The 24,344-nt window shown below is 70.2% G+C and carries 21 protein-coding genes; 13 read left to right on the forward strand and 8 right to left on the reverse strand.

Features of this window, described 5'->3' with window-relative positions; all coding sequences use genetic code 11:
- The first annotated feature begins 114 nt into the window (after positions 1-114).
- On the forward strand, positions 115-498 hold the full coding sequence (locus tag OHA89_RS05400; RefSeq protein ID WP_266613240.1) for a hypothetical protein: 384 nt from the start codon (positions 115-117) through the stop codon (positions 496-498).
- 117 nt (positions 499-615) lie between these two features.
- Positions 616-843 carry an amphi-Trp domain-containing protein gene (locus tag OHA89_RS05405; RefSeq protein WP_215150726.1) on the forward strand — a complete coding sequence of 76 codons (228 nt, stop codon included), beginning with the start codon at positions 616-618 and terminating at the stop codon, positions 841-843.
- Positions 844-858: 15 nt separating this feature from the next.
- Here the strand turns inward: OHA89_RS05405 and ppk2 are convergent, their stop codons facing one another.
- Positions 859-1,653 (reverse strand): polyphosphate kinase 2, encoded by a 795-nt coding sequence (ppk2, locus tag OHA89_RS05410; RefSeq protein WP_257553033.1) that lies wholly within the window; start codon positions 1,651-1,653, stop codon positions 859-861.
- A gap of 331 nt (positions 1,654-1,984) precedes the next feature.
- Between ppk2 and ectA the strand changes: the two genes are divergently transcribed.
- The 7 genes from ectA to xdhC all read left to right on the forward strand — a co-directional run bounded on the left by ectA (position 1,985) and on the right by xdhC (position 10,516).
- Complete coding sequence (gene ectA, locus OHA89_RS05415) at positions 1,985-2,545, forward strand: diaminobutyrate acetyltransferase (protein ID WP_257553034.1); 561 nt, start codon at positions 1,985-1,987, stop codon at positions 2,543-2,545.
- A gap of 65 nt (positions 2,546-2,610) precedes the next feature.
- Positions 2,611-3,879 carry a diaminobutyrate--2-oxoglutarate transaminase gene (gene ectB, locus OHA89_RS05420; RefSeq protein ID WP_266613243.1) on the forward strand — a complete coding sequence of 423 codons (1,269 nt, stop codon included), beginning with the start codon at positions 2,611-2,613 and terminating at the stop codon, positions 3,877-3,879.
- A gap of 36 nt (positions 3,880-3,915) precedes the next feature.
- The gene (locus tag OHA89_RS05425) at positions 3,916-4,320 is read left to right on the forward strand and encodes an ectoine synthase (RefSeq protein ID WP_266613245.1); all 405 of its coding nucleotides are present in this window, start codon (positions 3,916-3,918) and stop codon (positions 4,318-4,320) included.
- Positions 4,321-4,383: 63 nt separating this feature from the next.
- On the forward strand, positions 4,384-5,286 hold the full coding sequence (thpD, locus tag OHA89_RS05430) for an ectoine hydroxylase (RefSeq protein WP_266613247.1): 903 nt from the start codon (positions 4,384-4,386) through the stop codon (positions 5,284-5,286).
- A 472-nt stretch (positions 5,287-5,758) separates the two neighbouring features.
- The gene (locus OHA89_RS05435; RefSeq protein ID WP_406365435.1) at positions 5,759-7,252 is read left to right on the forward strand and encodes a xanthine dehydrogenase small subunit; all 1,494 of its coding nucleotides are present in this window, start codon (positions 5,759-5,761) and stop codon (positions 7,250-7,252) included.
- Positions 7,249-9,648 carry a xanthine dehydrogenase molybdopterin binding subunit gene (gene xdhB, locus OHA89_RS05440; RefSeq protein ID WP_406365436.1) on the forward strand — a complete coding sequence of 800 codons (2,400 nt, stop codon included), beginning with the start codon at positions 7,249-7,251 and terminating at the stop codon, positions 9,646-9,648. Before OHA89_RS05435 ends, xdhB begins: the two co-directional genes overlap by 4 nt.
- Position 9,649: 1 nt before the next feature.
- On the forward strand, positions 9,650-10,516 hold the full coding sequence (gene xdhC, locus OHA89_RS05445) for a xanthine dehydrogenase accessory protein XdhC (RefSeq protein ID WP_406368400.1): 867 nt from the start codon (positions 9,650-9,652) through the stop codon (positions 10,514-10,516).
- A 33-nt stretch (positions 10,517-10,549) separates the two neighbouring features.
- Here the strand turns inward: xdhC and OHA89_RS05450 are convergent, their stop codons facing one another.
- Together OHA89_RS05450 and OHA89_RS05455 are read right to left on the reverse strand one after the other, a co-directional pair.
- Positions 10,550-12,982 (reverse strand): SpoIIE family protein phosphatase, encoded by a 2,433-nt coding sequence (locus OHA89_RS05450; protein ID WP_266613252.1) that lies wholly within the window; start codon positions 12,980-12,982, stop codon positions 10,550-10,552.
- Between the two features lie 134 nt (positions 12,983-13,116).
- Entirely contained in the window at positions 13,117-13,719 is a 603-nt protein-coding gene (locus OHA89_RS05455; protein ID WP_406365437.1) for a TetR family transcriptional regulator, read from the reverse strand.
- A gap of 108 nt (positions 13,720-13,827) precedes the next feature.
- Here OHA89_RS05455 and OHA89_RS05460 point away from each other — a divergent pair, with 108 nt between their 5' ends.
- The gene (locus tag OHA89_RS05460) at positions 13,828-14,625 is read left to right on the forward strand and encodes an SDR family NAD(P)-dependent oxidoreductase (RefSeq protein WP_406365438.1); all 798 of its coding nucleotides are present in this window, start codon (positions 13,828-13,830) and stop codon (positions 14,623-14,625) included.
- 73 nt (positions 14,626-14,698) lie between these two features.
- On the opposite strand, the gene OHA89_RS05465 is transcribed toward OHA89_RS05460, so the two are convergent.
- Entirely contained in the window at positions 14,699-15,085 is a 387-nt protein-coding gene (locus OHA89_RS05465; protein WP_266613258.1) for a hypothetical protein, read from the reverse strand.
- A 9-nt stretch (positions 15,086-15,094) separates the two neighbouring features.
- The gene (locus OHA89_RS05470; RefSeq protein WP_266613260.1) at positions 15,095-16,795 is read right to left on the reverse strand and encodes a SulP family inorganic anion transporter; all 1,701 of its coding nucleotides are present in this window, start codon (positions 16,793-16,795) and stop codon (positions 15,095-15,097) included.
- A gap of 294 nt (positions 16,796-17,089) precedes the next feature.
- Between OHA89_RS05470 and OHA89_RS05475 the strand changes: the two genes are divergently transcribed.
- Positions 17,090-18,778 carry a GAF domain-containing sensor histidine kinase gene (locus OHA89_RS05475; protein WP_266615284.1) on the forward strand — a complete coding sequence of 563 codons (1,689 nt, stop codon included), beginning with the start codon at positions 17,090-17,092 and terminating at the stop codon, positions 18,776-18,778.
- Positions 18,779-18,806: 28 nt separating this feature from the next.
- Here OHA89_RS05475 and OHA89_RS05480 read toward each other — a convergent pair whose 3' ends face one another.
- Entirely contained in the window at positions 18,807-19,295 is a 489-nt protein-coding gene (locus tag OHA89_RS05480) for a pyridoxamine 5'-phosphate oxidase family protein (RefSeq protein ID WP_406365440.1), read from the reverse strand.
- 127 nt (positions 19,296-19,422) lie between these two features.
- A complete protein-coding gene (locus tag OHA89_RS05485) occupies positions 19,423-19,749 on the reverse strand; it encodes an STAS domain-containing protein (RefSeq protein WP_257553044.1) in 327 nt (108 codons plus the stop codon).
- A gap of 262 nt (positions 19,750-20,011) precedes the next feature.
- On the opposite strand from OHA89_RS05485, the gene OHA89_RS05490 reads away from it, so the two are divergent.
- A complete protein-coding gene (locus tag OHA89_RS05490) occupies positions 20,012-20,719 on the forward strand; it encodes a response regulator transcription factor (protein ID WP_266613263.1) in 708 nt (235 codons plus the stop codon).
- A gap of 118 nt (positions 20,720-20,837) precedes the next feature.
- Here the strand turns inward: OHA89_RS05490 and OHA89_RS05495 are convergent, their stop codons facing one another.
- Positions 20,838-21,713 carry a universal stress protein gene (locus OHA89_RS05495; protein WP_406365441.1) on the reverse strand — a complete coding sequence of 292 codons (876 nt, stop codon included), beginning with the start codon at positions 21,711-21,713 and terminating at the stop codon, positions 20,838-20,840.
- A 158-nt stretch (positions 21,714-21,871) separates the two neighbouring features.
- On the opposite strand from OHA89_RS05495, the gene OHA89_RS05500 reads away from it, so the two are divergent.
- Complete coding sequence (locus tag OHA89_RS05500) at positions 21,872-24,325, forward strand: phosphoketolase (RefSeq protein WP_406368403.1); 2,454 nt, start codon at positions 21,872-21,874, stop codon at positions 24,323-24,325.
- Positions 24,326-24,344 lie beyond the last annotated feature (19 nt).

Here is a 24,344-nt window from a genome sequence, read left to right on the forward strand (position 1 = left end):
CGCTGGCCGTCCTGGTCATCTACGCCCGGGCGGATCGGCCCGTGGCGCTGACCGCCATCGTGCTGTGGGGAGCCGCCGTGGTAGGCGCGCGGGCGGCGCTGCGCGGCGATGACCATGGGCGGCCGCAGAACCCGGCTCGCCCTCGGAGCGCTGGGAGTCGCCGGGATCCGGGTGAACAACGCGGCCCAGGCGGCCGACGTCGCGCTCCGAGGCGCCCGGGCCGCCGGCCTCCAGGTACTGACCTCCCAGCAGGTCGTCATCGGATCGGACACCAACAGCATCCCGGTCGCCGTGGACGGAGAGGCCCTGACCATGCCCACACCCGTCACCTGCTCCATCCGCCCGGGTGCGTTGCGCGTACTGGTACCGAGGATTCGCCCCGGGGCTCCGGCGGCCGGTCCGCCCATGCACTGGCGTGAGGTCGTGACACTGGCCTTCAGCCGGCGGCGGCCGGGGCGCGCAGCGGAGGACCGGGCCGACGGGGAGCGTGCCCCGTGACTCGCCCGGCCCGAGGATGCCCGACCTGCCGCGCGGCATCACAATGAGCCTTACCGCTGTTCCCTCTGTTCCCGCTGTTTCACTGCTTCCGCTGTTCGTAGCGGATTGGAGGCATCCGTGAAGGACCTCAAGTTTGAGCAGAAGCGTTCCCTGTCCCGCCTCGAGGCCGCCGATCAGCTCTCCGCGCTCGCGGAGGCGTTGAGGCACGGCGGCAATGCCGAACTGGAGCTCGGTCCCGGGACCCTGACCCTGCGGATCCCGGACGAACTCCGCACCGAGATCGAGGTAGAGGTCGGCGACGGGGAGATCGAGATGGAGATCGAACTCAAGTGGCCCACCGCCTGAGTTCAGGGCCGGGCATCAGGCTTTCCGAAGACCGGCCGCGTGATCGGGTACGGCGGTCTGAAGCTCCTTGGGCGGGCGCTCGTATCCCGTCGACGGGGGCCGCGGCGGCAGGACGAGCGACGGCAGGGCCACGTCCTCGTAGGAGACCGATGACAGCAGGTGCGCGATCATGTTCAGTCTCGCGCTGCGCTTGTCATCGCTCTCGACCACGTACCAGGGGGCGTCCACCGTGTCCGTGTGGACGAGCATCTCGTCCTTGGCCCGGGAGTACGCCTCCCAGCGCGTGAGGGACTCCAGGTCCATCGGCGAGAGCTTCCACCGCCGCAGCGGGTCCTGCGTGCGGCGGCGGAAGCGTTCCTCCTGGACGGCATCGCTGACGGAGAACCAGTACTTGCGGAGCAGGATCCCGTCTTCCACCAGCATGTGCTCGAAGACCGGGCACTGGCGCAGGAAGCGCTGATGCTCGGCGGGCGTACAGAAGCCCATGACGTGTTCCACTCCGGCGCGGTTGTACCAGCTGCGGTCGAAGAGCACGATCTCACCGGCGGCCGGCAGGTGCTCGACGTAGCGCTGGAAGTACCACTGGGTGCGCTCCCGCTCCGTCGGCTTCGGAAGGGCCGCGATGCGTGCCACGCGGGGGTTGAGGTGTTCGGCGACCCGTTTGATCGTGCCGCCTTTGCCCGCTGCGTCCCGGCCTTCGAAGACGACGACCAGTCGGGCACCCTCCACACGCACCCATTCCTGGAGCTTGATCAGCTCCGTCTGGAGCCGCAGGAGTTCCTTCTCGTAGACCGCCTTCTTGAGACCCATGGCCGTCTCCTCCCCGTCGTAGTCCGGCGCGAAATCCGTCGCGCCGGCCAGGCGCGCCGTCGCGTATAACCGTGCAGCTATGAACGAAACCCCCGACCGACCGACGAAGACATCACATTCAAGTGGAATATATGAGACAGAACAAAGACGTTATCCGCTCGTTATAGAAGCGGGGGTGGGGTGGAAATATCAGCATTTTTCATAGAACTATGGGGCACTTGTCGGCGCCTCGCGATCCCAGGAAGCCGTCTGCAACTATCACGAGTCATGCCAGTTCCATAACCCCTCAGGGCCATGCAATTTGCGCCATCGCTGGGTAACTTCGGCCCGCATGACTGCTCATGCAGAACTAGCCCGTTACGGAAAGATCCTGCCGTCCGCTCCGACCACCCCGACCAACCCCACCACGCACATCGACCGCCCCCGCCCAGGTGACGGCCCCCTGCTGTGGCGCCTCGCCCGCGACTCCAGGACGCTGGACCTCAACTCGGCCTACAGCTATCTCCTCTGGTGCCGTGACTTCGCCGGCACGTCCGCGGTGGCCCGCGACGCCTCCGGGCGTGCCGTCGGATTCGTCAGCGGATACCTGCGGCCCGACAGCCCCGGAACCCTGCTCGTCTGGCAGATCGCCGTCGACGCCTCCGCCCGCGGCCTGGGAATCGCCGGGGCCCTGCTCGACGGCCTCTCCGCCCGCGTGGCGGCAGAACACGGATTGAGCTCCCTGGAGACCACGATCTCCCCCGGAAACCTCGCGTCGGAGCGACTGTTCGCCTCGTACGCCGCACGGCACGGCGCCACGCTCACGCGCGAAGTGCTGTTCACCGCGGAAGAGTTCCCGGACGGCGGGCACGCCCCGGAGGTCCTGCACCGCATCGGGCCGCTCCACTTCTGATCCTGGTTCTGATCCCGGTTCGAACAGCCGATACCGAACACCCCCACATTCATTGGAGAGTTGCCTTGACCATGACCGAGCCGGTCCTGTCCGTCTTCGAGACCGTGGAGTCCGAGGTGCGAAGCTACTGCCGCGCCTGGCCCGTCGTCTTCGAGCGCGCCACGGGAAGCCGGCTGTACGACGAACACGGCCGCGGCTACCTGGACTTCTTCGCGGGCGCCGGGTCCCTCAACTACGGCCACAACAACCCCGTCCTGAAGCGGGCCCTGCTCGACTACCTGGAGCGGGACGGCATCACGCACGGGCTGGACATGGCGACGACCGCCAAGAGGGCCTTCCTCGAGGCGTTCCGGTCCCACGTCCTCGAACCCCGCGCACTGCCCTACAAGGTGATGTTCCCGGGACCCACCGGGACCAACGCCGTCGAAGCGGCGCTCAAGCTGGCGCGGAAGGCCAAGGGCCGCGAGTCGGTCGTGTCCTTCACCAACGCCTTCCACGGCATGTCGCTCGGCTCGCTCGCCGTCACGGGCAACGCCTTCAAACGGGCCGGCGCAGGCATCCCGCTGGTGCACGGCACGCCGATGCCCTTCGACAACTACCTCGGCGGCCGGGTCCCCGACTTCCTCTGGTTCGAGCGCCTGCTGGAGGACCAGGGCTCCGGCCTCAACCACCCTGCGGCGGTCATCGTCGAGACGATCCAGGGCGAGGGCGGGATCAACGTGGCCCGCGCGGAATGGCTCCGCGCCCTCGCGGACCTGTGCCGGCGCCGCGACATGCTGCTCATCGTCGACGACATCCAGATGGGCTGCGGCCGGACCGGCGAGTTCTTCTCCTTCGAGGAGGCCGGCATCACCCCGGACATCGTCACGCTGTCCAAGTCCATCAGCGGCTACGGACTCCCCATGTCCCTGTGCCTGTTCAAGCCCGAGCTGGACCTCTGGGAGCCGGGCGAGCACAACGGCACCTTCCGCGGCAACAACCCGGCCTTCGTCACCGCGACCGCGGCCCTGGAGACGTACTGGGGCGACGGCGTCCTGCGCGAGCGGACCCTCGTCCAGGGCGAACGCATCGAGAGCGCGCTGCGCGAGCTGTGCGGCGAACACGGCCGGCTGGGCGCGACGTACCGGGGCCGCGGACTGGTCTGGGGCATCGAATTCGCCCACAAGGAGCGCGCGGCGGAGGTCTGCCGGAGGGCCTTCGAGCACGGTCTCCTCGTCGAGACCTCGGGCCCCGAGGGCGAGGTCGTGAAGCTGCTCCCGCCGCTCACCGTCACCGGCGACGAACTCGACGAGGGCCTTGCCATCCTCGCCCGCTCCGTCCGCGAAGCCGCCTGACCGGCGCCCGCCCCCCACACCACGAAGGGCACCACCATGATCGTCCGCTCGTTCCGGGACATCGAGGGAACCGACCGCCACGTCAGGGCGGCATCCGGCACCTGGGAGAGCAAGCGCATCGTCCTGGCCAAGGAACGCGTCGGCTTCTCCCTGCACGAGACCGTCCTGTACGCCGGCACCGAGACGTCCATGTGGTACGCGAACCACGTGGAGGCCGTGGTCTGCACGGCGGGGGAGGCCGAACTCACGGACGAGGAGACGGGCCTGACCTACACGATCACGCCGGGAACCATGTACCTCCTCGACGGCCACGAGCGGCACACCCTGCGCGTGAAGCACGAGTTCCGCTGCCTGTGCGTCTTCAACCCGCCCGTGACCGGCCGGGAGGACCACGACGAGAACGGCGTGTACCCGCTGCTCACCGAACCCGACCGCAGCTGACCTGCGGAAACACTCAGAGAGAAAGCACAGAAGAAAGCACAGAGAGGAGAGGCAGGCACCACCATGACCTACGCATCCACCCGCACTGTGAACGACTTGTATCCGACCAGGGGCTCCGAGGAGGTGCTCACCGGCCGCACGGACCCCGTCGTCTGGTCCGAGCCCGGCACCCCGGGCCCCATCTGGGCCCACGAGCTGGAGAGCTTCGAGCGCGACGGCTACCTGTCCGTCGACGAACTCATCACGCCCGACGAGGTGGACGTCTACCGGGCCGAGATGGACCGGCTGCTGCGCGATCCTTCGACGCTGGCCGACGAGCGGTCCATCGTGGAGCCGAAGTCCCGGGAAGTACGCTCCGTCTTCGAAGTCCACCGGATCAGCGAGGTGTTCGCGTCCCTCGCCGCCGATCCGCGCGTGGTGGGGCGCGCGCGACAGATCCTGGGCTCCGAGGTGTATGTGCACCAGTCCCGGATCAACGTCAAGCCCGGTTTCGGCGCCAGCGGCTTCTACTGGCACTCCGACTTCGAGACCTGGCACGCCGAGGACGGCCTGCCGCACATGCGCACCGTGTCGGTGTCCATCGCCCTGACGCCGAACTACACCACCAACGGCGGCCTGATGATCATGCCCGGCTCCCACCGGAGCTTCCTGGGCTGTGCCGGTGCGACGCCGAAGGACAACTACAAGAAGTCCCTCCAGATGCAGGATGCGGGCACCCCCTCGGACGAGGCGCTGACCAAGTTCGCCTCGGCCTGCGGCATCAAGCTCTTCACCGGCAAGGCGGGTTCGGCCACCTGGTTCGACTGCAACGCGATGCACGGCTCGGGTGACAACATCACGCCCCACCCGCGCAGCAACGTGTTCCTCGTCTTCAACAGCGTCGAGAACCGCCCGTCGAAGCCCTTCGCCGCCCCGGTGCGCCGCCCCGGGTACATCGCCTCGCAGGACTTCACCCCCGTGCGCTGACGCGTCCGGCCGACCCGGCCCGGCCCGGCATCTGCCCGGCCGGGCCGGCCTGTCCCCCGCACCCGATTGGTTGCGCGTACGAAGACCGGCCGCACGAAGTGGCCGGTCTTCGTGGAATCGACCGACATCGGCTTGACCGATGAACCTGCGGCAACGTAACTTCGGCCGCACCGATTCGCGAGCTACTGGAAGGAGGCGAAGCCGGATGTCGACCATCTCCGAGCTGTCTCGCCTCGCTCACCAGATCGCCTGGGCTCCGGGTCGTGTAGCACACGGCTGCTGAGCAGCCCCCTCTTGCCGGCGTGCCCGATCGCGGCCCCGGCACCTTTCCATCTCTGTCACCGTTTACGGCATGTCGTTGTGTGCCGATTTATTGCGCTCTGGGTTCTCGAGCTGCGCCACCGAAATAGAAAGCTCCTGAAATGGCGACTAGGACAGTCAGATCGACCGCGCGCCGAAATGAGGACGTGCCATGGTAGCGGCGCGGATCACGGTCAACGGGAAAGAAACACCGATTTCACCGGCTGCACCCCACACCACGGTGCTGGATTTCCTGCGCGAGCGCGGCCTCACCGGCACCAAGGAGGGCTGCGCCGAGGGTGAATGCGGCGCCTGCTCGGTCCTGGTGGCCCGTCCCGGGGTGCACAAGCCCACCGACTGGGTGGCGGTCAACGCCTGCCTGGTCCCGGTCGCGGCGCTCGACGGTCAGGAGGTCGTCACCTCCGAAGGTCTCGCCACCGCCGGCGAACCCGGTATGCCGGCCACGTTGCACCCCGTGCAGGAGGAGATGGCCGTCCGCGGCGGCTCCCAATGCGGTTACTGCACACCGGGGTTCATCTGCAGCATGGCCTCCGAGTACTACCGCCCCGGCCGCTGCGCACACGCGGACGTGGATTCGGACTCGGACTCGGCCTTGGCCTCGGCCGACAGCACCGACTCCGAACACGGTCCGAACGGTTTCGACCTGCACGCGCTGAGCGGAAACCTGTGCCGCTGCACCGGCTATCGCCCGATTCGCGATGCCGCGTTCGCCGTCGGTGCGCCCGCCGAGGACGACGCCTTGGCGCAGCGCCGCGAGCAGTCCCCGCCCGAACCGGCCGCCACCGAATACACCCAGGACGACAGCGCGTTCCTGCGGCCGAGCACCCTGGCCGATGCGCTGCGGCTGCTGCGCGAGCGGCCCGGCGCGGTGGTGGTCGCCGGAAGCACCGACTGGGGCGTGGAGGTGAACATCCGTTCCCGCAGGGCGAATTGCGTGGTCGCGGTCGACCGGCTGCCCGAAATGCGGGAGCTGCGAGTCGAATCCGACCACATCGAGATCGGGGCGGCGCTGACGCTCACAGAGATCGAACGCCGCCTCGACGGCAGCGTTCCACTGCTGGCAGAGCTGTTCCCGCAGTTCGCATCCCGGCTCATCCGCAACAGTGCGACCCTCGGCGGCAACCTGGGTACCGGGTCCCCCATCGGTGACAGTCCGCCGGTGCTGCTCGCGCTCGAGGCGTCGGTGGTACTCGCCGACGCCGACGGTGAGCGCGAAGTCCCCCTGTCCGACTACTTCACCGGCTACCGGCAGAGCGTGCGCCGTCCCGGCGAGCTGATCCGCGCGGTACGCGTCCCGCTGCCGCTGTCGCCGGTCGTGGGCTTCCACAAGATCGCCAAGCGGCGCTTCGACGACATCTCCAGCGTGGCGGTCGCGTTCGCGCTCGGCATCGAGGACGGGATCGTACGCAAGGCACGCATCGGCCTGGGCGGCGTGGCCGCCACCCCGATCCGCGCCCTCGCCGCCGAGGCGGCCCTGGAGGGCAAGCCGTGGGCGGTGGAGACCGTCGAGGCCGCAGCCCGGGTGCTGCGGGCCCAGGGCACGCCGATGGACGATCACCGCGCCAGCGCCGGCTACCGCTCCGCGATGCTCGGCCAGAGCCTGCTGAAGCTGTACGCACAAACCACCGAGGCGGTGTCGTCATGAGCCATTTGTCCGAGCGCCCCGAAATGCCGGTCGTCGGCCTTTCGATGCCACACGAGAGCGCCAACCTGCACGTCACCGGCACCGCGCTCTACACCGACGACCTGGTCCATCGCACCAAGGACGTGCTGCACGCCTACCCGGTCCAGGTCATGAAGGCCCACGGCAGGATCACGGCGCTGCGCACCGGGCCCGCGCTCGCCGTGCCCGGTGTGGTCCGCGTACTGACCGGCGCCGACGTACCCGGTGTGAACGATGCCGGAATGAAGCACGACGAACCGCTGTTCCCCGACGAGGTCATGTTCTACGGCCACGCGGTCGCCTGGGTGCTCGCCGAGACCCTGGAGGCGGCCCGGCTCGGTGCGGCGGCCGTCGAGGTGGAACTCGACGAACAGCCCTCCCTGATCACGCTGCAGGACGCCATCGCGGCGGACAGTTTTCACGGCGCCCGGCCCGTGATGCTCGCCGGTGACGTCGACGCCGGTTTCGGCGACTCCGCGCACGTGTTCACCGGCGAGTTCCAGTTCTCCGATCAAGAGCACTTCTACCTCGAGACGCACGCGGCGCTGGCCCACGTCGACGAGGGCGGGCAGATGTTCGTCCAGAGCAGCACTCAGCATCCCTCGGAGACGCAGGAGATCGTCGCGCACGTGCTCGGCCTGCACAGCCACGAGGTGACCGTGCAGTGCCTGCGGATGGGTGGCGGCTTCGGCGGCAAGGAGATGCAGCCGCACGGGTTCGCGGCCATCGCCGCGCTCGGCGCCAGGCTGACCGGCCGGCCGGTGCGCTTGCGGCTCAACCGGACCCAGGACCTGACCATGTCCGGCAAGCGCCACGGGTTCCACGCCGAGTGGAAGATCGGCTTCGACGCCGACGGCCGCATCCAGGCCCTGGACGCCACCTTGACCGCGGACGGCGGCTGGAGCCTGGACCTGTCCGAGCCGGTGGTGGCCCGCGCGCTGTGCCACATCGACAACACCTACTGGATTCCCAACGCGCGTATCGCCGGTCGCATCGCCAAGACCAACAAGGTCTCCAACACCGCCTTCCGCGGCTTCGGCGGACCGCAGGGCATGCTGGTGATCGAGGACATCATGGGCCGGTGCGCGCCGCTGCTCGGCCTGGATCCGATGGAGCTGCGCGAGCGCAACTTCTACCGGCAGGGCCATTCGACGCCGTACGGGCAGCCGGTCCTCCACCCCGAGCGGATCTCGACCGTCTGGCAGCAGGTTCAGGAAGACGCCGCCATCGCCGATCGCAGGCACGAGATCGCGGCCTTCAACACCGCGCACCCGAACACCAAGCGGGCGCTCGCGATCACCGGGATCAAGTTCGGAATCTCGTTCAACCTCACCGCCTTCAACCAGGCGGGCGCGCTGGTGCTGATCTACAAGGACGGCTCCGTCCTGATCAACCACGGCGGCACCGAGATGGGGCAGGGCCTGCACACCAAGATGCTGCAGGTGGCCGCGACCACTCTGGGTATCCCGCTGCACAGGGTGCGGCTGGCCCCGACGCGCACGGACAAGGTTCCCAACACCTCCGCCACCGCCGCCAGTTCCGGGGCGGATCTCAACGGTGCGGCGGTGAAGAACGCCTGCGAGCAGTTGCGCGAGCGGCTGCTGCAGGTCGCCGGCACCCAACTGGGTGTGAGCGCCTCGGACGTACGCATCGTCGAGGGCGTCGCGCGGGCCCTCGGCAACGACAAGGAGCTGGCCTGGGACGACCTGGTGCGCACCGCGTACTTCCAGCGAGTCCAGTTGTCGGCGGCCGGTTTCTACCGGACCGAGGGTCTGCACTGGGACGCGAAGACTTTCCAAGGCTCCCCGTTCAAGTACTTCTCCTACGGCGCCGCCGCAGCCGAGGTGGAGGTGGACGGCTTCACCGGCGCGTACCGCATCCGGCGGGTGGACATCGTGCACGATGTCGGCGACAGCCTCTCCCCGATGATCGACATCGGTCAGGTCGAGGGCGGTTTCGTGCAGGGCGCGGGCTGGCTGACCCTGGAGGACCTGCGCTGGGACAGCGGTGACGGGCCGAACCGCGGCCGGCTGCTGACCCAGGCCGCGAGCACCTACAAGCTGCCGAGCTTCTCGGAGATGCCCGAGGAGTTCAACGTCAGGCTGCTGGAGAACGCCACCGAGGAGGGCGCGGTCTACGGGTCCAAGGCGGTCGGTGAGCCTCCGCTGATGCTGGCGTTCTCCGTACGAGAAGCGCTGCGGCAGGCCGCCGCGGCGTTCGGGCCCGGCGGAGTCAGCGTGGAACTCGCCTCCCCCGCGACACCGGAGGCGGTGTACTGGGCGATCGAAGCGGTCCGCAGGGGCGGCGTGCAGCACGACGGCCACGCGCCGGGCGCCGGCGAGGTCCCCACCGAAGCAAGCGCTTTGAGCAATGCCTGACATGACATGGGTCGCCGCGGTCGCGCGGTTGCGGGCACGCCGGGAACCCGGCGTGCTCGTGACCGTCGCGACCGTGCGCGGCCACGCGCCCCGCCGGGCCGGTGCCAAGCTCGTCGTGGGACAGACCGAGACCTGGGGTTCGATCGGCGGCGGCAACATCGAGGCGGTCGCCATCGATCGGGCGCGCGAGCTGAACGGCACGGCCGACGCGGAGCCGGAGCTGATGGAATTCGCCCTCAACGACAAGGTCACCGGCCGACACGGCGTGCAGTGCTGCGGCGGAGCCGTCACGGTCCTGCTCGAACCCCTGCCGGTGGTCCAAGCGGTGGCCGTCTTCGGCGTCGGGCACGTCGGCCTGGAGCTGGCCCGCATCCTCGCCCGCCACAACCTCGATCTGCACCTGATCGACACCCGCCCCGACATACTGACCGACGAACGGCTCAGCGTGCTCGCGGACGCGGTGGCGCAGATCCACGTGCACCACACTCCGCTGCTTCCGGAGGAGGTGCTCACGGAGCTGGCACCCGGCACCCACGTCCTGATCATGACCCACGATCACGCCGAGGACGCCGCGCTGTGCGACGCCGCCTTGCGCACCGCCGGTCTCGGCTCGATCGGATTGATCGGCTCGGCCGCCAAATGGGCGCGGTTCCGGCAACGGCTGGCCGCCGAGGGCGGCCACGACGCCGCCACCATCGACCGGATCAAGACCCCGATCGGAATGGCCGGGATCACCGGCAAGGAACCCGCCACGATCGCGGTGAGCGTCGCGGCAGACCTGCTCCGGGCCTTCGAACACGACCGCCACCGGGCAGTGCCGAGCGCGGTTGGCGCGGCGCCGTTCGCTCCAGTGGCCGGTAGCACGTGAGTTCACGGTCACGGCACCCTACTGGCCTCCGCGTCAGCCGCTCGCGGGGCGCCAGGGGATCTCGGCCCACACCTGCTTGCCGCCGCTGAGCGGCACCGAGCCCCAGGCCGTCGTCGTCGCCTCGACGATGAGCAGCCCGCGACCGCCGGTCGACTCCCAGCTCACCGACAGCGGTTTGACGGGGCTGCGCGGCGAGGTGTCGTTCACGGCGATCCGCAGCCGGTCCGTCGACAGGGTCAGATCCATGCCCACCTCGCCCTGGGTGTGCGCGATGGCGTTGGTGACCAGCTCGGACACGACCAGCAGAGCTACGTCGAGTTCGTCCTCCACTCCCCAGGACCGCAGGGTGCGCGCGGCGAAGCGGCGCGCGTGCATGACCGCCTTGGGGAGCCGCCACACCGTCCAGTGGCTCCGCTTCGGCCGGTCCCCCGTGCCGTCGTAGCGCAGCAGCAGCACCGCCACGTCGTCGTCGCGGCGGCCCACACCGAGGACCAGCTCGTCGGCCACCCCTCCGGCATCGGCCGGGTCGGCCACGGCGAGCATTTCGCACACCCGCCGCATGCCCTCCTCCAGCGGCAGCCTGGCGGACTCGACCAGGCCGTCCGTCAGCAGAACGAGCAGGGTTCCGGGGAGCAGCCCCGCCTCGGTCATGGGGAACTCGGCTTCCGCGAGCACGCCCAGTGGAGGCCCGCCCTCGACCACCATCTCCTCGGTGATGCCGTCGGGATGGCGCAGTATCGGCGGCATGTGGCCGGCCCGTACGACCCTGGCGATGCCCTCCTCCATGTCCAGGTCCACATACGCACAGGTGGCGAACAGATCGGTCTCCATGCCGACGAGCAGACGGTTGGCCCGCGCGACCACCACATCGGGCGGGTGGCCCTCCACCGCGTAGGCCCTGACCGCCGTACGCATCTGGCCCATGATGGTGGCGGCTCCCGCGCTGTGCCCCTGTACATCCCCGATGACGAACGCCACATGACCGTCGCTGAGCGGAATGACGTCATACCAGTCGCCGCCGACCTCGAGTCCCGCCGTCGCGGGCAGGTAGCGGGCTACGGCGACTCCGCCCGGCAGCTCCGGGAGCTTACGGGGCAGCAGACTGCGCTGGAGCATGGTGGCGAGTTCGTGGCGCGCGTCCAGTGCGTGGGCGCGCACCAGAGCCTGCCCCACCAGCCCCGCGGTCGCGGTCAGCAGCGACCTCTCCTCCGGTCCGAACCGGTGCTCCGCGTCCCACCCCACCAGACACACCCCGACGATCCGGCCTTCGGCGGGCAGCGGGAGCACCGCGAGCCCACCGGGCCCGACGCCCAGCAGACCGGGCTCGAGAGCCGCGCCCGGCGGCCACAGACTCATGTGCCCCCCACGCAGCGCGCTCTGCAGGGTGGGCAGGTCGCTGAGCGACACGTCGGGCCATTCGGACCGCCATTCCGAGCGCCAGACCTCGGGCCAGGCATCGGGTTCGGGAGGGTCGAGGGCGGTGACGATGAGCCGTTCGGGCTCCAGTTCGCCTACCGCGACCCGGGAGGCGCCGAGCGGCTCGCGCAGGGCGGCGACCACCAGCCGGCTGACGTCTCGGATGGTCGCCGCGCCGGCCAGCGTGGCCGACAGCCGCTGCACGAGGGAGACCTCGTCGGCGCTGGGGCGCAGATAGGTGGCATCGGCCACCACGCCCAGGACGCGCTGCGGTGTGCCATCCGAGTCCACCTCCACTCGGCAACGCAGCCCCAGCCAGCGCAGCTCGCCGTTCGGGCGGCGGATACGGAACGCCAGCTGCTGTCCGGAGGCGGCCAGCCGGTCCGGTTCCACGATCGCCATCAGTGCGGGCATGTCGTCGGGGACGGCGCAGGCGAGCAGGGTCTCCACCTGCCCGTCGAACTGCTCGGGTGGCAGACCGAGCAGTTCCAGCACGAGCGCGTGGGCCTCCATGCGGCCGGTGCTCAGTTCCAGGATGAACGCGCCGCCCTGGTGGGGCACCAGGGACTGACCCAGATGTGCCTGCGGGGCCTTGCGCCCGGCGAAGCGAGCGGCGACCGATTCGAGTCCGGCCGCCACCTGATCGGCGTAGAGCTCCAGGAGGCTGCGGTCGTCGGCGCTGAACCCGTCCGCGACCTCCCCGGCGACGATCAGGCACCCGAGCTCCTGGTCGCCGTGTCCCAGCGGCAGCGCGCCCAGCGAGATCCTGGCCGGCGAGTTGGGGTCACCGTCCCGGACCCGGGTGGGGAAGTGGTGGGGATCGTCCTCGATGAACGTGGCGAGTTCCTTGGGAGTCAGCCACAGCGGGCTGCCGGAGCGGAAGGCATTGGCGGCGGGCGAATGGCTGGCCACGGCGAGGATCGCGGGGAGTCCGTAGAGGACGCTGCGGTTTCCGGTCAGCTCGGCCAGATGGAGTTCCCTGGCCTGGTCGGCGACCACGTAGACAGCGGCAAGCTCAGCCCCGCAGAACGCAAAGCGATGTCCGGTCACTGTCTGTATCGCCTCCTCCCGAGGGCATCCCGCCGACCGCCCTCCCTCCATGCTGTCGTGCCCGGGACCGTTCGGGCGAGTCGGAACGCAGGCCGAACGGTCCCGGTGCCGCCAGACGGGCCGTGTGAGGGGCCCTATCCGCGTACGGCGGCAACCGCCTCGTCGAAGACCTGTTCCATGTCGACCGTCCCGTTGCTGCGCACCCAGGTTTCCATCGCCACGTCCGAGCAGGCCAAAGCACAGGCGACCAGGGCGCGGGCGCGCATCTCCGTCATCGGGTCCGCCTCGGGGCCCAGCCGTCTGGCGATGTCCGGCACGAGCAGGTCAATCCACTGCTGCCGTTTTTCCAGCTGGCGCCCGCGGAGGGAGGGCGATGCGTGGAGCATGCTGGTGATCTTGAGGAAGTCGTCCGGAGCGTACGGGAGGGACTCCACGAGTGCTTTCAGGGCGGCCCGGAGCGCTTCCCACGGGGACTCGTCCGCCGGCCGGGCTTCCAGCGCGGCCTGCAGAACCCTGCCGCTTTCGGCGTGGTCCCCCAGCACGATGTCTTCCTTCGTGCCGAAGTAGCGGAACAGCGAGCGCCGCGAAATACCGATCTCGCCCGCGATCTGCTCCATGGTGGTGGCCTCGAAACCGCGCTCCAGGAACAGCCTCATCGCGGTGGCGACGATCTCGGCCTGCACTGCCCGCCGGGTGCGCTCCCGCAGCCCGCCCGGCCCGCCCTTGCCCTCGCTCATGGGTCCGCACCCTACCAGTTTCTGCACTCGGTACCGCATTGACACTGGGTGACAGTTTAGGCTTACAGTGCCATCACGAGCGTGTTCAGCGTCTTCCCGGGAGCAGCCATGAGCGCCGTCGACTACCGCGGTCAGACCACCCTCATCACCGGTGCCAGCGCCGGCATCGGTACGGAGTTCGCCCGCCGGATCGCGGCGCGCGGATCCCACGTCGTCCTCGTCGCCCGGCGCAAGGAACGACTGGAGGAGCTGGCCGCCGAACTCACCGCGGCCCACGGCGTCGAAGCCACGGTCATACCGCTCGACCTGAGCCTGCCCGCAGCGGGGCAGACCCTCGCCGAGGAGGTGGAGCGGCGCGGCCTGACCGTGACGAGCGTCGTGAACAACGCGGGGTTCGGCACCTTCGGCCCGTTCCACCACGAGGACCCGCGGCGCCTGCGGGAGGAGATCAGCGTCGACATCGCAAACGTCGTCGACATCAGCCGGGCGTTCATCGAGCCACTGTGGACCGCCGGCACGGGAGTGCTGATCAACGTCGCGAGCATGGCCGCGTACCTTCCCGTCCCCAACATGGCCGTCTACGCGGCCTCCAAGGCCTTCGTACTGAGCTTCACGGAGGCCCTTTGGCAGGAGTCCCGCGGCACCGGCCTGCGCGTGCTCGCCCTGTCCCCCGGCGCGACCAGCACCGAGTTCTTCGACGTCATCGGCACCGGCGCCGCGGACGGCGGCTCCAAACGCCAGTCCCCCGGCGAGGTGGTGGCAACGGCACTGCGGGCCCTCGACCGCCGCACACCACCGCCGAGCGTCGTCTCCGGCCGGCTCAACCGTGTGATGGCGGGCCTGGGCCGGGGACTGAGCAGGCGTCGCGCGGTCCTGCTCATGGGATCCATGACCACCGCCCGTTGACCTGCGGACGCAAAGCCAGGGGCGGCGGCGACGCGGCGATCGGGCATGGAGGGGCGTTGTCGAGGTGGCGCGGTCAGCGGGCGGTCGGCCAGCCGGGGGTCTCGCCGAACCAACGCGCCTTGTACGCCAGACCCTTCAGATTCGTGGCCTCGGTCGGCGCCGCCTCGTCGCGGGTGAACCGGCGGACCTTCCGGGTGAAGTCCGTCCGCCAGTCGTTCGCCGTGTAGACGTACTCCTCACCCTCGGGGGACAAGGACAGGCTCTTGAATCCGGAGCGCGGGATGCGGGCCTGCTGGCGGTCCGGCGAAGTGACGAACCCCTTGAAGTACGTGTCGGCCACGTCGTAGCTGAACTCTCGCGTGTCCAGGTCGAACTCGTGGGCGTCGAGGTCGGTCACGATGAGCAGCTTTCGTTCCACGATCGCGAGCCTGTCGTCGGGGAGCACCTCCAGGGAGTGCATGGAGGTCCGCTACTCCGCTCCGGTGCCCGCCCCGGGTTTCCACGCTTGATAGGCCGCCAAGGCTGTGGGCAGGGTCAAGTAGATCCGGTCGGTGCCCACCGAGGCGGTCAGTCCGTAGGCATCCAGGCTCTGGCGCAGGTCCTGCTTGACCCGGGCCAGGGCGAAGACGACGCCCCGGTGCTCGAGCTCCAGGCGGAGGGCGTCCACGGCATCCAGGGCGGTGATGTCGACCTCGACGTTCGCCTCCATGTTGAGGACGAACCACCGGACGCGGGTGCTCTGCTCGTCGACTGCGGCCAAGGCCCGGAGGCGGAAGTTCTCGGCGTTGGCGAAGAACAGCGGAGAGTCGTACCGGTAGACCACCAGGCCCGGCACCGTGCGCGCCGTCGGGTAGTCGTCCACGTCGTGCATGCCGGCGACCCCGGGTACGAGGCCTTCCACCGCGTCGTGCGGTCGGGCGACACGGGCGAGCAGCTCGACGACCGACAGGGCCACCGCGACGAGTACGCCGTAGAGGATGCCGAAACCGAGGACGCTCAGCAGACATCCGACGGCCAGGAGAAGCTCACGACGGCGGAAGACGGCAAGGCGACGGAACTCTCCCACCTCGATCAGCCGTACGGCTGCGTAGACGACGATCGCTCCGAGGGCGGCCTTCGGGGTGTCGGCCAGGAGCGGGCCCAGGAAGAGCAGGACCGTCAGGACGGCAAGGGCGCCGACCAGTGAGTACACCTGGGTCCGGGCTTTCGCGGATTCGGCCAGCGCGGTGCGGCTGGCGCTGCTGCTGACCGGGAATCCGTGGAAGATGCCGGCTCCCACGTTCGCCGCGCCCAGGGCCAGCAGTTCGCGATTGGCATCCAGCGGACGCGGATCTCCGCGCCTCGCGAAGGCCCGGGCGGTCAGGATCACGTCCGAGTAGCCGACGAGGAGCACGCCCAACGCCGGGAGTACCAGCTGCGGAAGGTCACCGAGGGACGGCAGAGCGGGCACCGGCAGCCCTGAGGGCACGGCCCCGATCGTGGGGATCCCGTACCGCTCGTCCAGCCCGAACACCGCCACCGCCGCCGTGGCAAGGACCAGGGCGAGCAGCGGACGCGGCAGTACCGGCCAGCGCGTCGGCGCCGTGAAGAGCACGACGAGCAGGGTGGCGGACAAGACTGCGGTCGGCCGGTCCAGTTGTCCCAGGTGGCGGGCAAAGGAGTACAGCTGGGGGAAGAAGTCCGACTCCGTCGTGCGCACCCCGGTGAGCCGGGGAAGCTGGTCGACGATCATGATGAGCGCGACCCCGGTCAGGTAGCCGACGAGGACCGGCCGTGACAGCAGGTCCGCGAGGAAGCCGAGGCGCACCGCCCAGGCCACCAGGCACATCAGGCCGACCACCACGGCAAGGGCTGCCGCCAGGACGGCGTACCGGCCCGGGTCGCCGACCGCGAGCGGCCCCACGGCGACGGCGGTCATCAGCGCGGTTGTCGACTCCGGCCCGACCGACAGCAGCCGCGAAGAACCGATGAGCGCGTAGACGACCATGGCCGGCAGGATTGCCCACAGCCCGGCGACCGGGGGCAGCCCGGCCACGGCTGCGTACGCCATGACCTGCGGCACCAGATAGGCGGCGACGGTCACCCCGGCCAACGCGTCCCGACCCAGCCACGACCTGCGGTAGCCCCGGAAGCCGGCAGGAAGCAGGAGCGGTCGTCCACGCGCGGGCATCACGCTCTTCGCCGAGGCCCCGTCGGGCGCCCGGCCGCCGCGCCCGCCCCGCATCGGGCTTTCCGAAGACTGGCCGCGTGATCGGGTACGGCGGTCTGAAGCTTGATCGGTCCCATTACCGTCCTCCCCGTCGTCGTCGGGCGCTTCGGTCAAGTCAGTCACGGCAGGCGTCCGTGCGCAACGGTGCCCCTCGGGCCCGGGCGTGTCGATACGCTGGCCGCGGGGCGGGCCATCGGGCGGCAGACGGAGGGAAAACGCGTGGGTGTGGGGGATCCGTTGACGCAGGTACCGAGGATGCGGCTGGACGAGCTGCTGCACGAGCTCCAGGTGCGCATCGACGCCGTGCGCGGCACCCGCGACCGGGTGCACAGCCTCCTGGAGGCCGTGGTGTCGGTGGGGCGGGAGCTGGATCTCGCCCAGGTCCTGCGGCGGATCGTGGAGGCGGCCGCGCTGCTCGTGGACGCCGAGTACGGGGCACTGGGCGTGATCGGCCCCGACGGCCGCACACTCGCTCAGTTCCTGACCGTCGGGCTCACCGATGAGGAGATCGCCGGGATCGGTCCTCTGCCGGCCGGCCATGGCCTGCTGGGTGAGGTCATCCACCACCCGGAGCCCCTGCGCCTCACCGATCTCGGCGCACACTCCTCGTCCTACGGTTTTCCGGCCCATCACCCGCCCATGCGCACGTTTCTCGGCGTACCGATCCGGGTCCGCGACGAGGTGTTCGGCAACCTCTATCTGACGGACAAGCGGGGCGGAGTCGACTTCGACACCGAGGACGAGACCGTGATCTCCACGCTCTCGGTGGCGGCGGGCGTGGCGATCGACAACGCGCGGCTCTACGAGGGCTCGCAGCGCCAGCAGCGATGGCTCAAGGCCTATGCGGAGATCACCGAGAGCCTGCTGTCCGGAAGTTCGCGCCCGGCTGTGCTGGAGCTCATCGCCCGCCGGGCCCAGGAGATCACCGCGGCGCGGCTCGCGGACATCTCCATGCCGGTGGCCGGTGTCGACGGCCTGGTCGTGGAGTTCGCGGCCGGCGCGGATCGAGCCGCACGGCAAGGCCTTGTCGTCCCCTTCGTCGGCACGCTCTCCGGAGCCGCCCACCAGGCCGGCAGGCCCGTCACGGCTGTTCTGACCACGGGAGACGAGCGTTACCCGGCCGAGGTCCAGGTCCAGGGGAGGGACGGGCTGGGGCCTGCCGTGGCGGTCCCATTGGGCACTGCGGGCGGGGAGAGCCGCGGCGTTCTGCTGCTCGCGCGCTCGGCGGGAGACCCTGCGTTCGGCGAGGGGGAGCTGGAGCCGCTCGTCGCCTTCGCAGGTCAGGCGGCGCTCGCCCTGGAGCTGGCGGAGCGGCGCCGGGACGCCGAGCAGATAGCACTGTTGGAGGAGCGCGACCGGATCGCCCGCGACCTGCACGACCTGGCCATCCAGCGGCTCTTCGCCACCGGCATGACCTTGCAGAGCGCCGCCCGGCTGGTGGAGCACGAAGGGGCCGCCGAGCGGGTCGGCCGGGCGGTCGAAGACCTGGACGAGACCATCAAGATCATCCGGTCGACGATCTTCGGGCTGCGCACGAAGGACCGCGAGGGCGGACCCAGCCTGCGAGCACGTGCCGCCCGCGCCGTCGGCGATGCGGCCACCACCCTCGGCCATCCGCCGCGCCTGAGCATGGAGGGGCTGCTCGACACCGACGTGCCGCCGCAGATCGCCGACCACGTGATGGCGGTTCTGGGCGAGCTCCTCAGCAATGCCGCCCGTCACGCACAGGCCACCCGAGTGGGCGTGACCCTCAAGGCGGGGAGCGGCGAGGTCGTACTGACCGTCTCGGACAACGGCAAGGGCATACCGGCCCAGGGGCGCAGGAGCGGTCTGCTCAATCTCGACGAGCGGGCTCAGGGCGTCGGCGGGTCGTTCACCGTCGAGACCCCGGAGGAGGGGGGCAGCAGGCTCGTGTGGCGGGCTCCGCTCCCGAGCGGCCGCTGAGGCGCCGAGCCGCGGAGCCGCGGTCGCTTCAGGCCGCCGGCGCGGGCCGCGGCGGCGCCGCCTCCAGCCGGAACCCGGTGACGAGATCCGGGCGGATCCGCAAGGCGCTGGTCATCGGCTGTCCCACCCAGGGGCGCAGCAGGTCCGCATAGCGGTCGGCATCGTCGGCATCGGCCACCAGTCGCGCGTAGCCGGTGACGACGACGCTCCAGCCGAGGTGCGTGTCGGGATCGATGACATCCGCTTCGTAGGCCACCACCACGCCGGGCACGTCGGCGGGTGCCGCCAGAGAGGCGAGGGCCCCGCCTTCGTGGGTCCGGATGATGATGTCCTCGCCGTCGACGACATGGTTCACCGGCCGGACGGCGGGCAGCGCGTGCTGCGTGAAGACGATGCGCCCCAGTGACACCGTCGCGAGAAGTCTCAGGGCCTCGGCCCGGTCCAGTTCCCGCATGTGGCGGGCGGCCGTCGTGCCACCCGCCCGGTCGCCGGGTCGCCGTATGCCTTCCTGATCCATGATGCGTACCTTCGTCCGGCCCCGCTCGGTCTCATGGCTTCCGATCTCCCAGCCTCCCTCTTGATCCCCCGGTGGGACCAGGGCCGAACGGTCCCCTTCCGGCATCCGCATCCGGACAGCGCCGCGATCACGAAAATACGAACTTCAGGTCGCGGTCGGCGGCGAGCACCCGCATGGACTTGGCCACCAGGGGCGGCACGTCACACAGGAGGAGCCGTGTTCCCGCCGCACGGCAGTGGCGGTTGAAACGGGTGAGGAGGTCGATGCCCGCGCTGTCGCAGAAGGAGAGGCCGCACAGGTCCAGGATGATGTTGCGGTGGCCGGATCCGGCGAGTTCGCGGAGGTGTGGCCCTACTTGCCCGGCCGTGTAGAAGTCGAGCTCTCCGGCCAGGGCGATTATCAGACCTCGGTCGTCCCGGGCCACGGTCTTCAGGTCGATCAAGGCGGTCGTCATGGCGTCCTCCGCGCTGCGTGCGGCTCCGTGGAGTCGCGTCGTTCCCCGTGCGCCATCAGTTCATCGGGAGCCGCGTGCACCGGGGAAGGCCCGGCAGGCCCTCCGGACAGGGCCGAAGGTCCCTTCCCGAAGGCCCGAGCGGTACCTGCCGCGCGGCGCGGCTGGTCGATGAGGGCCGATCGGCCCTGTCCGCTGGGCCGCAGGGCAGGACAGGATGCTGGTGTTCGTGTGTCCAGGACGACCCAGGCGAAGGAGTTGCGTCATGGCCGGCAGCGGTGCCCCCTCCCCTGCGAAAGAGCCCATCAGCGTCTTCCTGCTCGACGACCACGAAGTGGTACGCCGAGGGGTGCACGACCTGCTGGACGCCGAGCCCGACCTGACCGTGGTCGGTGAGGCGGGCACGGCGGAACAGGCTCTGATCCGCATCCCCGCGCTGCGCCCCCAGGTCGCGATCCTGGACGTACGGCTCCAGGACGGTGACGGAGTGAGCGTGAGCCGTGAACTGCGCTCGCGGATGCCCGAACTCGCCTGCCTGATGCTCACGTCGTTCGACGACGAAGAAGCGCTGCTGGACGCCGTGATGGCGGGTGCCTCGGGCTACGTCCTCAAGCAGATCACCGGCACCGACCTGGTGACCGCCGTCCGGACGGTGGCCGCCGGCCAGTCGATGCTCGATCCCGGTGCCACCACGCGGCTGATGGCCCGCATGCGCGGCGACGTGCCCAAGGACGAGCAGGTCCCGGGGCTTCCCGGCTTCACAGACCGGGAGAAGGAGATCCTCCTCCTGGTCAGCGAGGGTCTCACCAACCGGGAGATCGGCAAGCGGCTGTACCTCGCGGAGAAGACCGTCAAGAACATCATTTCGCGGCTCTTCGTCAAGCTCGGAGTGGAGCGGCGCGTCCAGGCCGCGGTGATCGCCAGTCACGCGCTGACCCCGCCCGGCCGGCATCCGGTCCCGGCCGCGGAGTAGGAGCCGTCCGCAGAACGGGCCGCCCGCAGGAGGACCCGTCCGCAGAACGGGCCGGGCAGGTCGCACGTCGCCTGCCCGGCCTTTCCATGAGCGCGCCGTCGGTTCAGTGGTGCGGGACTCAGTGGTGCGGGACGACGGCGACGGGGCAGGCCGCGTGGTGGAGGACGGCATGGGCCACCGACCCGACACGCGCGCCCAGCGCCGACTCGCGGACCCGCCGGCCGACGACGAGCAACTGGGCGTCCGACGCGGCGGACAGCAGCACGTGACCGGCGCTCCCCTGCTCGGCGTGCGCGACGACCTCCACCTCGGGGTGCCTCAGCCGCCACGGCTCCAGCGCCTGCTCCAGCGCGGCCTTCTCGAACGGCTCCAGCCCGCCGAACTGGTCGGCGATCCACAGCGAGCCGGGGCTGTATCCGTAGACCGGGGGCAGGCTCCAGGCCCGGACCGCGCGGAGCGGGACCTTGCGCGCCGCGGCCGTCTCGAACGCGAAGCGCAGCACCTCGGCGGACTCCTCCACGCCGCCCTGCTGGCCGACGACCACCTCTCCCTCGCCGGCCCCGGACACCGGCCTGCCGCGCCGGACGCGGACGGAGACGACGGGGCACTCGGCGGAGGCGATCAGCTGCTGCCCGTAGGAGCCGAGCAGGAAGCCGGCCACGGCACCGTGCCCGCGGGAGCCGAGTACCAGCATCTCCGCGTCCTTGGCGGCACGCAGCAAAGCCGGAACGGGGACGTCCGGCACCACTTCCGCGGAGAGCGAGAGCCGCGGGTGCCGACGGATCAGCTCGGCCTCCGTCTCCTCCAGGATCTCCTGGGCCCGGCGGGCCTCGGCACCGCGGTCCTGGACGACCGGGACGGCGAGCGGCTTCCACTGCCAGGCGTGGACCACGTGCACGTGCATGTCGCGGCGCACGGCCTCCTGAGCCGCCCAGTCGGCAGCGGCCCGGCTCTCGGCGGAACCGTCCACTCCGACGACGAGGGTTCGCTTCACAGGTCTGTCCTCCGTACTGATGCCCGAGGCATCGTGGTCGCCGGCAGGGTGGGTGGCGCCGGCCGGGGGAAGGGCCGGGCGCCACCGGGATTCACCTTCCTCGGGCCGGGCAGGTGCGGAAAAGGGCCGACGGTCCCTCCCTCAGGGCCGGTCATCCCCTGCCGGCCGTACCCTGGCAGGGCGCAAGGTGTCGGCATCGGCTCAGTCGACGAACGTCCCGACCCTCACACGCAGGAGCGGACATGACCGCGTTGACCGCGTACTCGATCACGGAGCTCGACGCCCACTGGCGCGCCGCCAACTACCTGACAGTCGGCCAGATCTACCTCATGGCCAATCCGCTTCCGGCCGAGCCGCTGCGCCCGGAGCACATCAAGCCCCGGCTGCTCGGCCACTGGGGCACCTCCCCCGGCCTCAACCTGGTGCACACCCACCTCAACCGCGTGATCAGGGAGCGCTCGCTGGAGGCCCTGTGCGTATGGGGTCCCGGACACGGAGGCCCCGCCGTCCTGGCCAACTCCTGGCTGGAGGGGACGTACAGCGAGACCTACCCGGACGTGACGCGAGACGCCGACGGCATGGCCAAGCTGTTCCGGCAGTTCTCGTTCCCCGGCGGAGTGCCGAGCCACGTGGCGCCCGAGACCCCGGGCTCCATCCACGAGGGTGGCGAGCTCGGTTACGCCTTGGCGCACGCGTACGGAGCCGCCTTCGACCACCCCGGCCTGCTGGTCGCCTGCGTCATCGGTGACGGCGAGGCCGAGACGGGGCCGCTGGCCGCGTCCTGGCACTCGAACAAGTTCCTCGACCCGGTCCACGACGGCGCCGTCCTGCCCATCCTGCACCTCAACGGCTACAAGATCGCCAACCCGACGGTCCTGTCCCGGATCCCCGAGAACGAGCTCGACGCGCTGCTGCGCGGCTACGGGCACGATCCGCTGTACGTGACCGGCAGCGACCCGGCCCAGGTGCATCACGCCATGGCCCGTGCGATGGACCACGCCCTGGACCGCATCGCGGTCATCCAGCGGGAGGCGCGGGCGGCGGGCACGGATCCGGGGCGGGAGTACGCACGCTGGCCGATGATCGTCCTGCGCACGCCCAAGGGCTGGACCGGGCCCGTGACCGTCGACGGCGTCCCGGTCGAGGGCACGTGGCGTGCTCACCAGGTCCCGCTGGCAGGAGTCCGCGAGAACCCCGCGCACTTGCGGCAGCTGGAGGACTGGCTCCGCTCGTACCGGCCGGAGGAGCTCTTCGACGCCGAAGGCCGCCCGACGGCGCAGGTACTGGCCTGTGTCCCGGAGGGCGAGCACCGCCTGGGCGCCGTCCGGTACGCGAACGGCGGCCGGTTGCTGCGGCCGCTCCCGCTGCCCGCGCTCGACGCGCACGCCGTCCTGGTCGACAAGCCGGGCCGCACCCTCCACGAACCGACCCGCGTCCTGGGGCAGTTCCTCACGCAGATCATGCGGGACACGGCCGGGCGGAGGGATTTCAGGGTCGTCGGACCGGACGAGACCGCCTCCAACCGGCTGGACGACCTGTACGAGGTCACCGGCAAGGCCTGGCAGGGCATCACGGAGGCCACGGACCGGAACCTGTCGCGGGACGGCCGGGTCATGGAGATCCTGTCCGAGCACGTCTGCCAGGGCTGGCTGGAGGGTTACCTCCTCACCGGCCGCCACGGCCTGTTCTCCACGTACGAAGCCTTCGCGCACATCGTCGACTCCATGGCCGGCCAGCACATCAAGTGGCTGAAGACCTCGCGCGAGCTGTCCTGGCGGGCGCCGATCGGGTCCCTCAACTATCTGCTCACCTCGCACGTCTGGCGCCAGGACAACAACGGCTTCTCCCACCAGGACCCCGGCTTCGTCGACCACGTCCTCAACAAGAGCCCGGAGGTCGTGCGGGTCTACCTGCCGCCGGACGCCAACACCCTCCTCGCCGTGGCCGATCACGCCCTGCGCAGCCGTGACCAGGTCAACGTCATCGTCGCCGGCAAACAGCCCTGCTTCGACTGGCTGCCGATCGACGCGGCCCGCACGCACGTGACGCGCGGCGCCGGCGTGTGGGAGTGGGCGGGTACCGACCACGGCTCCCGCGAACCGGATGTCGTACTCGCCTGCGCCGGCGACGTACCCACCATGGAGGTGCTGGCCGCCGCGGCCCTGCTCCGCGAGTACCTCCCCGCACTGGCCGTCCGCGTCGTCAACGTCGTCGACATCGCCCGGCTGATGCCCCACGAGGAGCACCCGCACGGCCTGACGGACCCCGAGTACGACGCCCTCTTCACCACCGACAGGCCGGTGATCTTCGCCTACCACGGCTACCCATGGCTCATCCACCGCCTCGCCTACCGCCGGACCGGCCACGCCCGGCTGCACGTCCGCGGGTACAAGGAGTCCGGCACGACCACGACCCCGTTCGACATGGTCGTGCGCAACGACATGGACCGCTACCGGCTCGTCATGGACGTCATCGACCGCGTCCCCGGCCTCGCGGGCCGCGCCGAGGGGCTGCGCCAGGCCATGGCCGACCAGCGCATCCGCCACCACGACTGGATCCGCGAGCACGGCACCGACCTGCCGGAGGTCGCGGACTGGACTTGGCCGTACTGAGCACACGCCGTGCAGCGCC

Origin of the sequence: Streptomyces sp. NBC_01546 (assembly GCF_045208355.1) — a bacterium.
Taxonomy (GTDB): Bacteria; Actinomycetota; Actinomycetes; order Streptomycetales; family Streptomycetaceae; genus Streptomyces.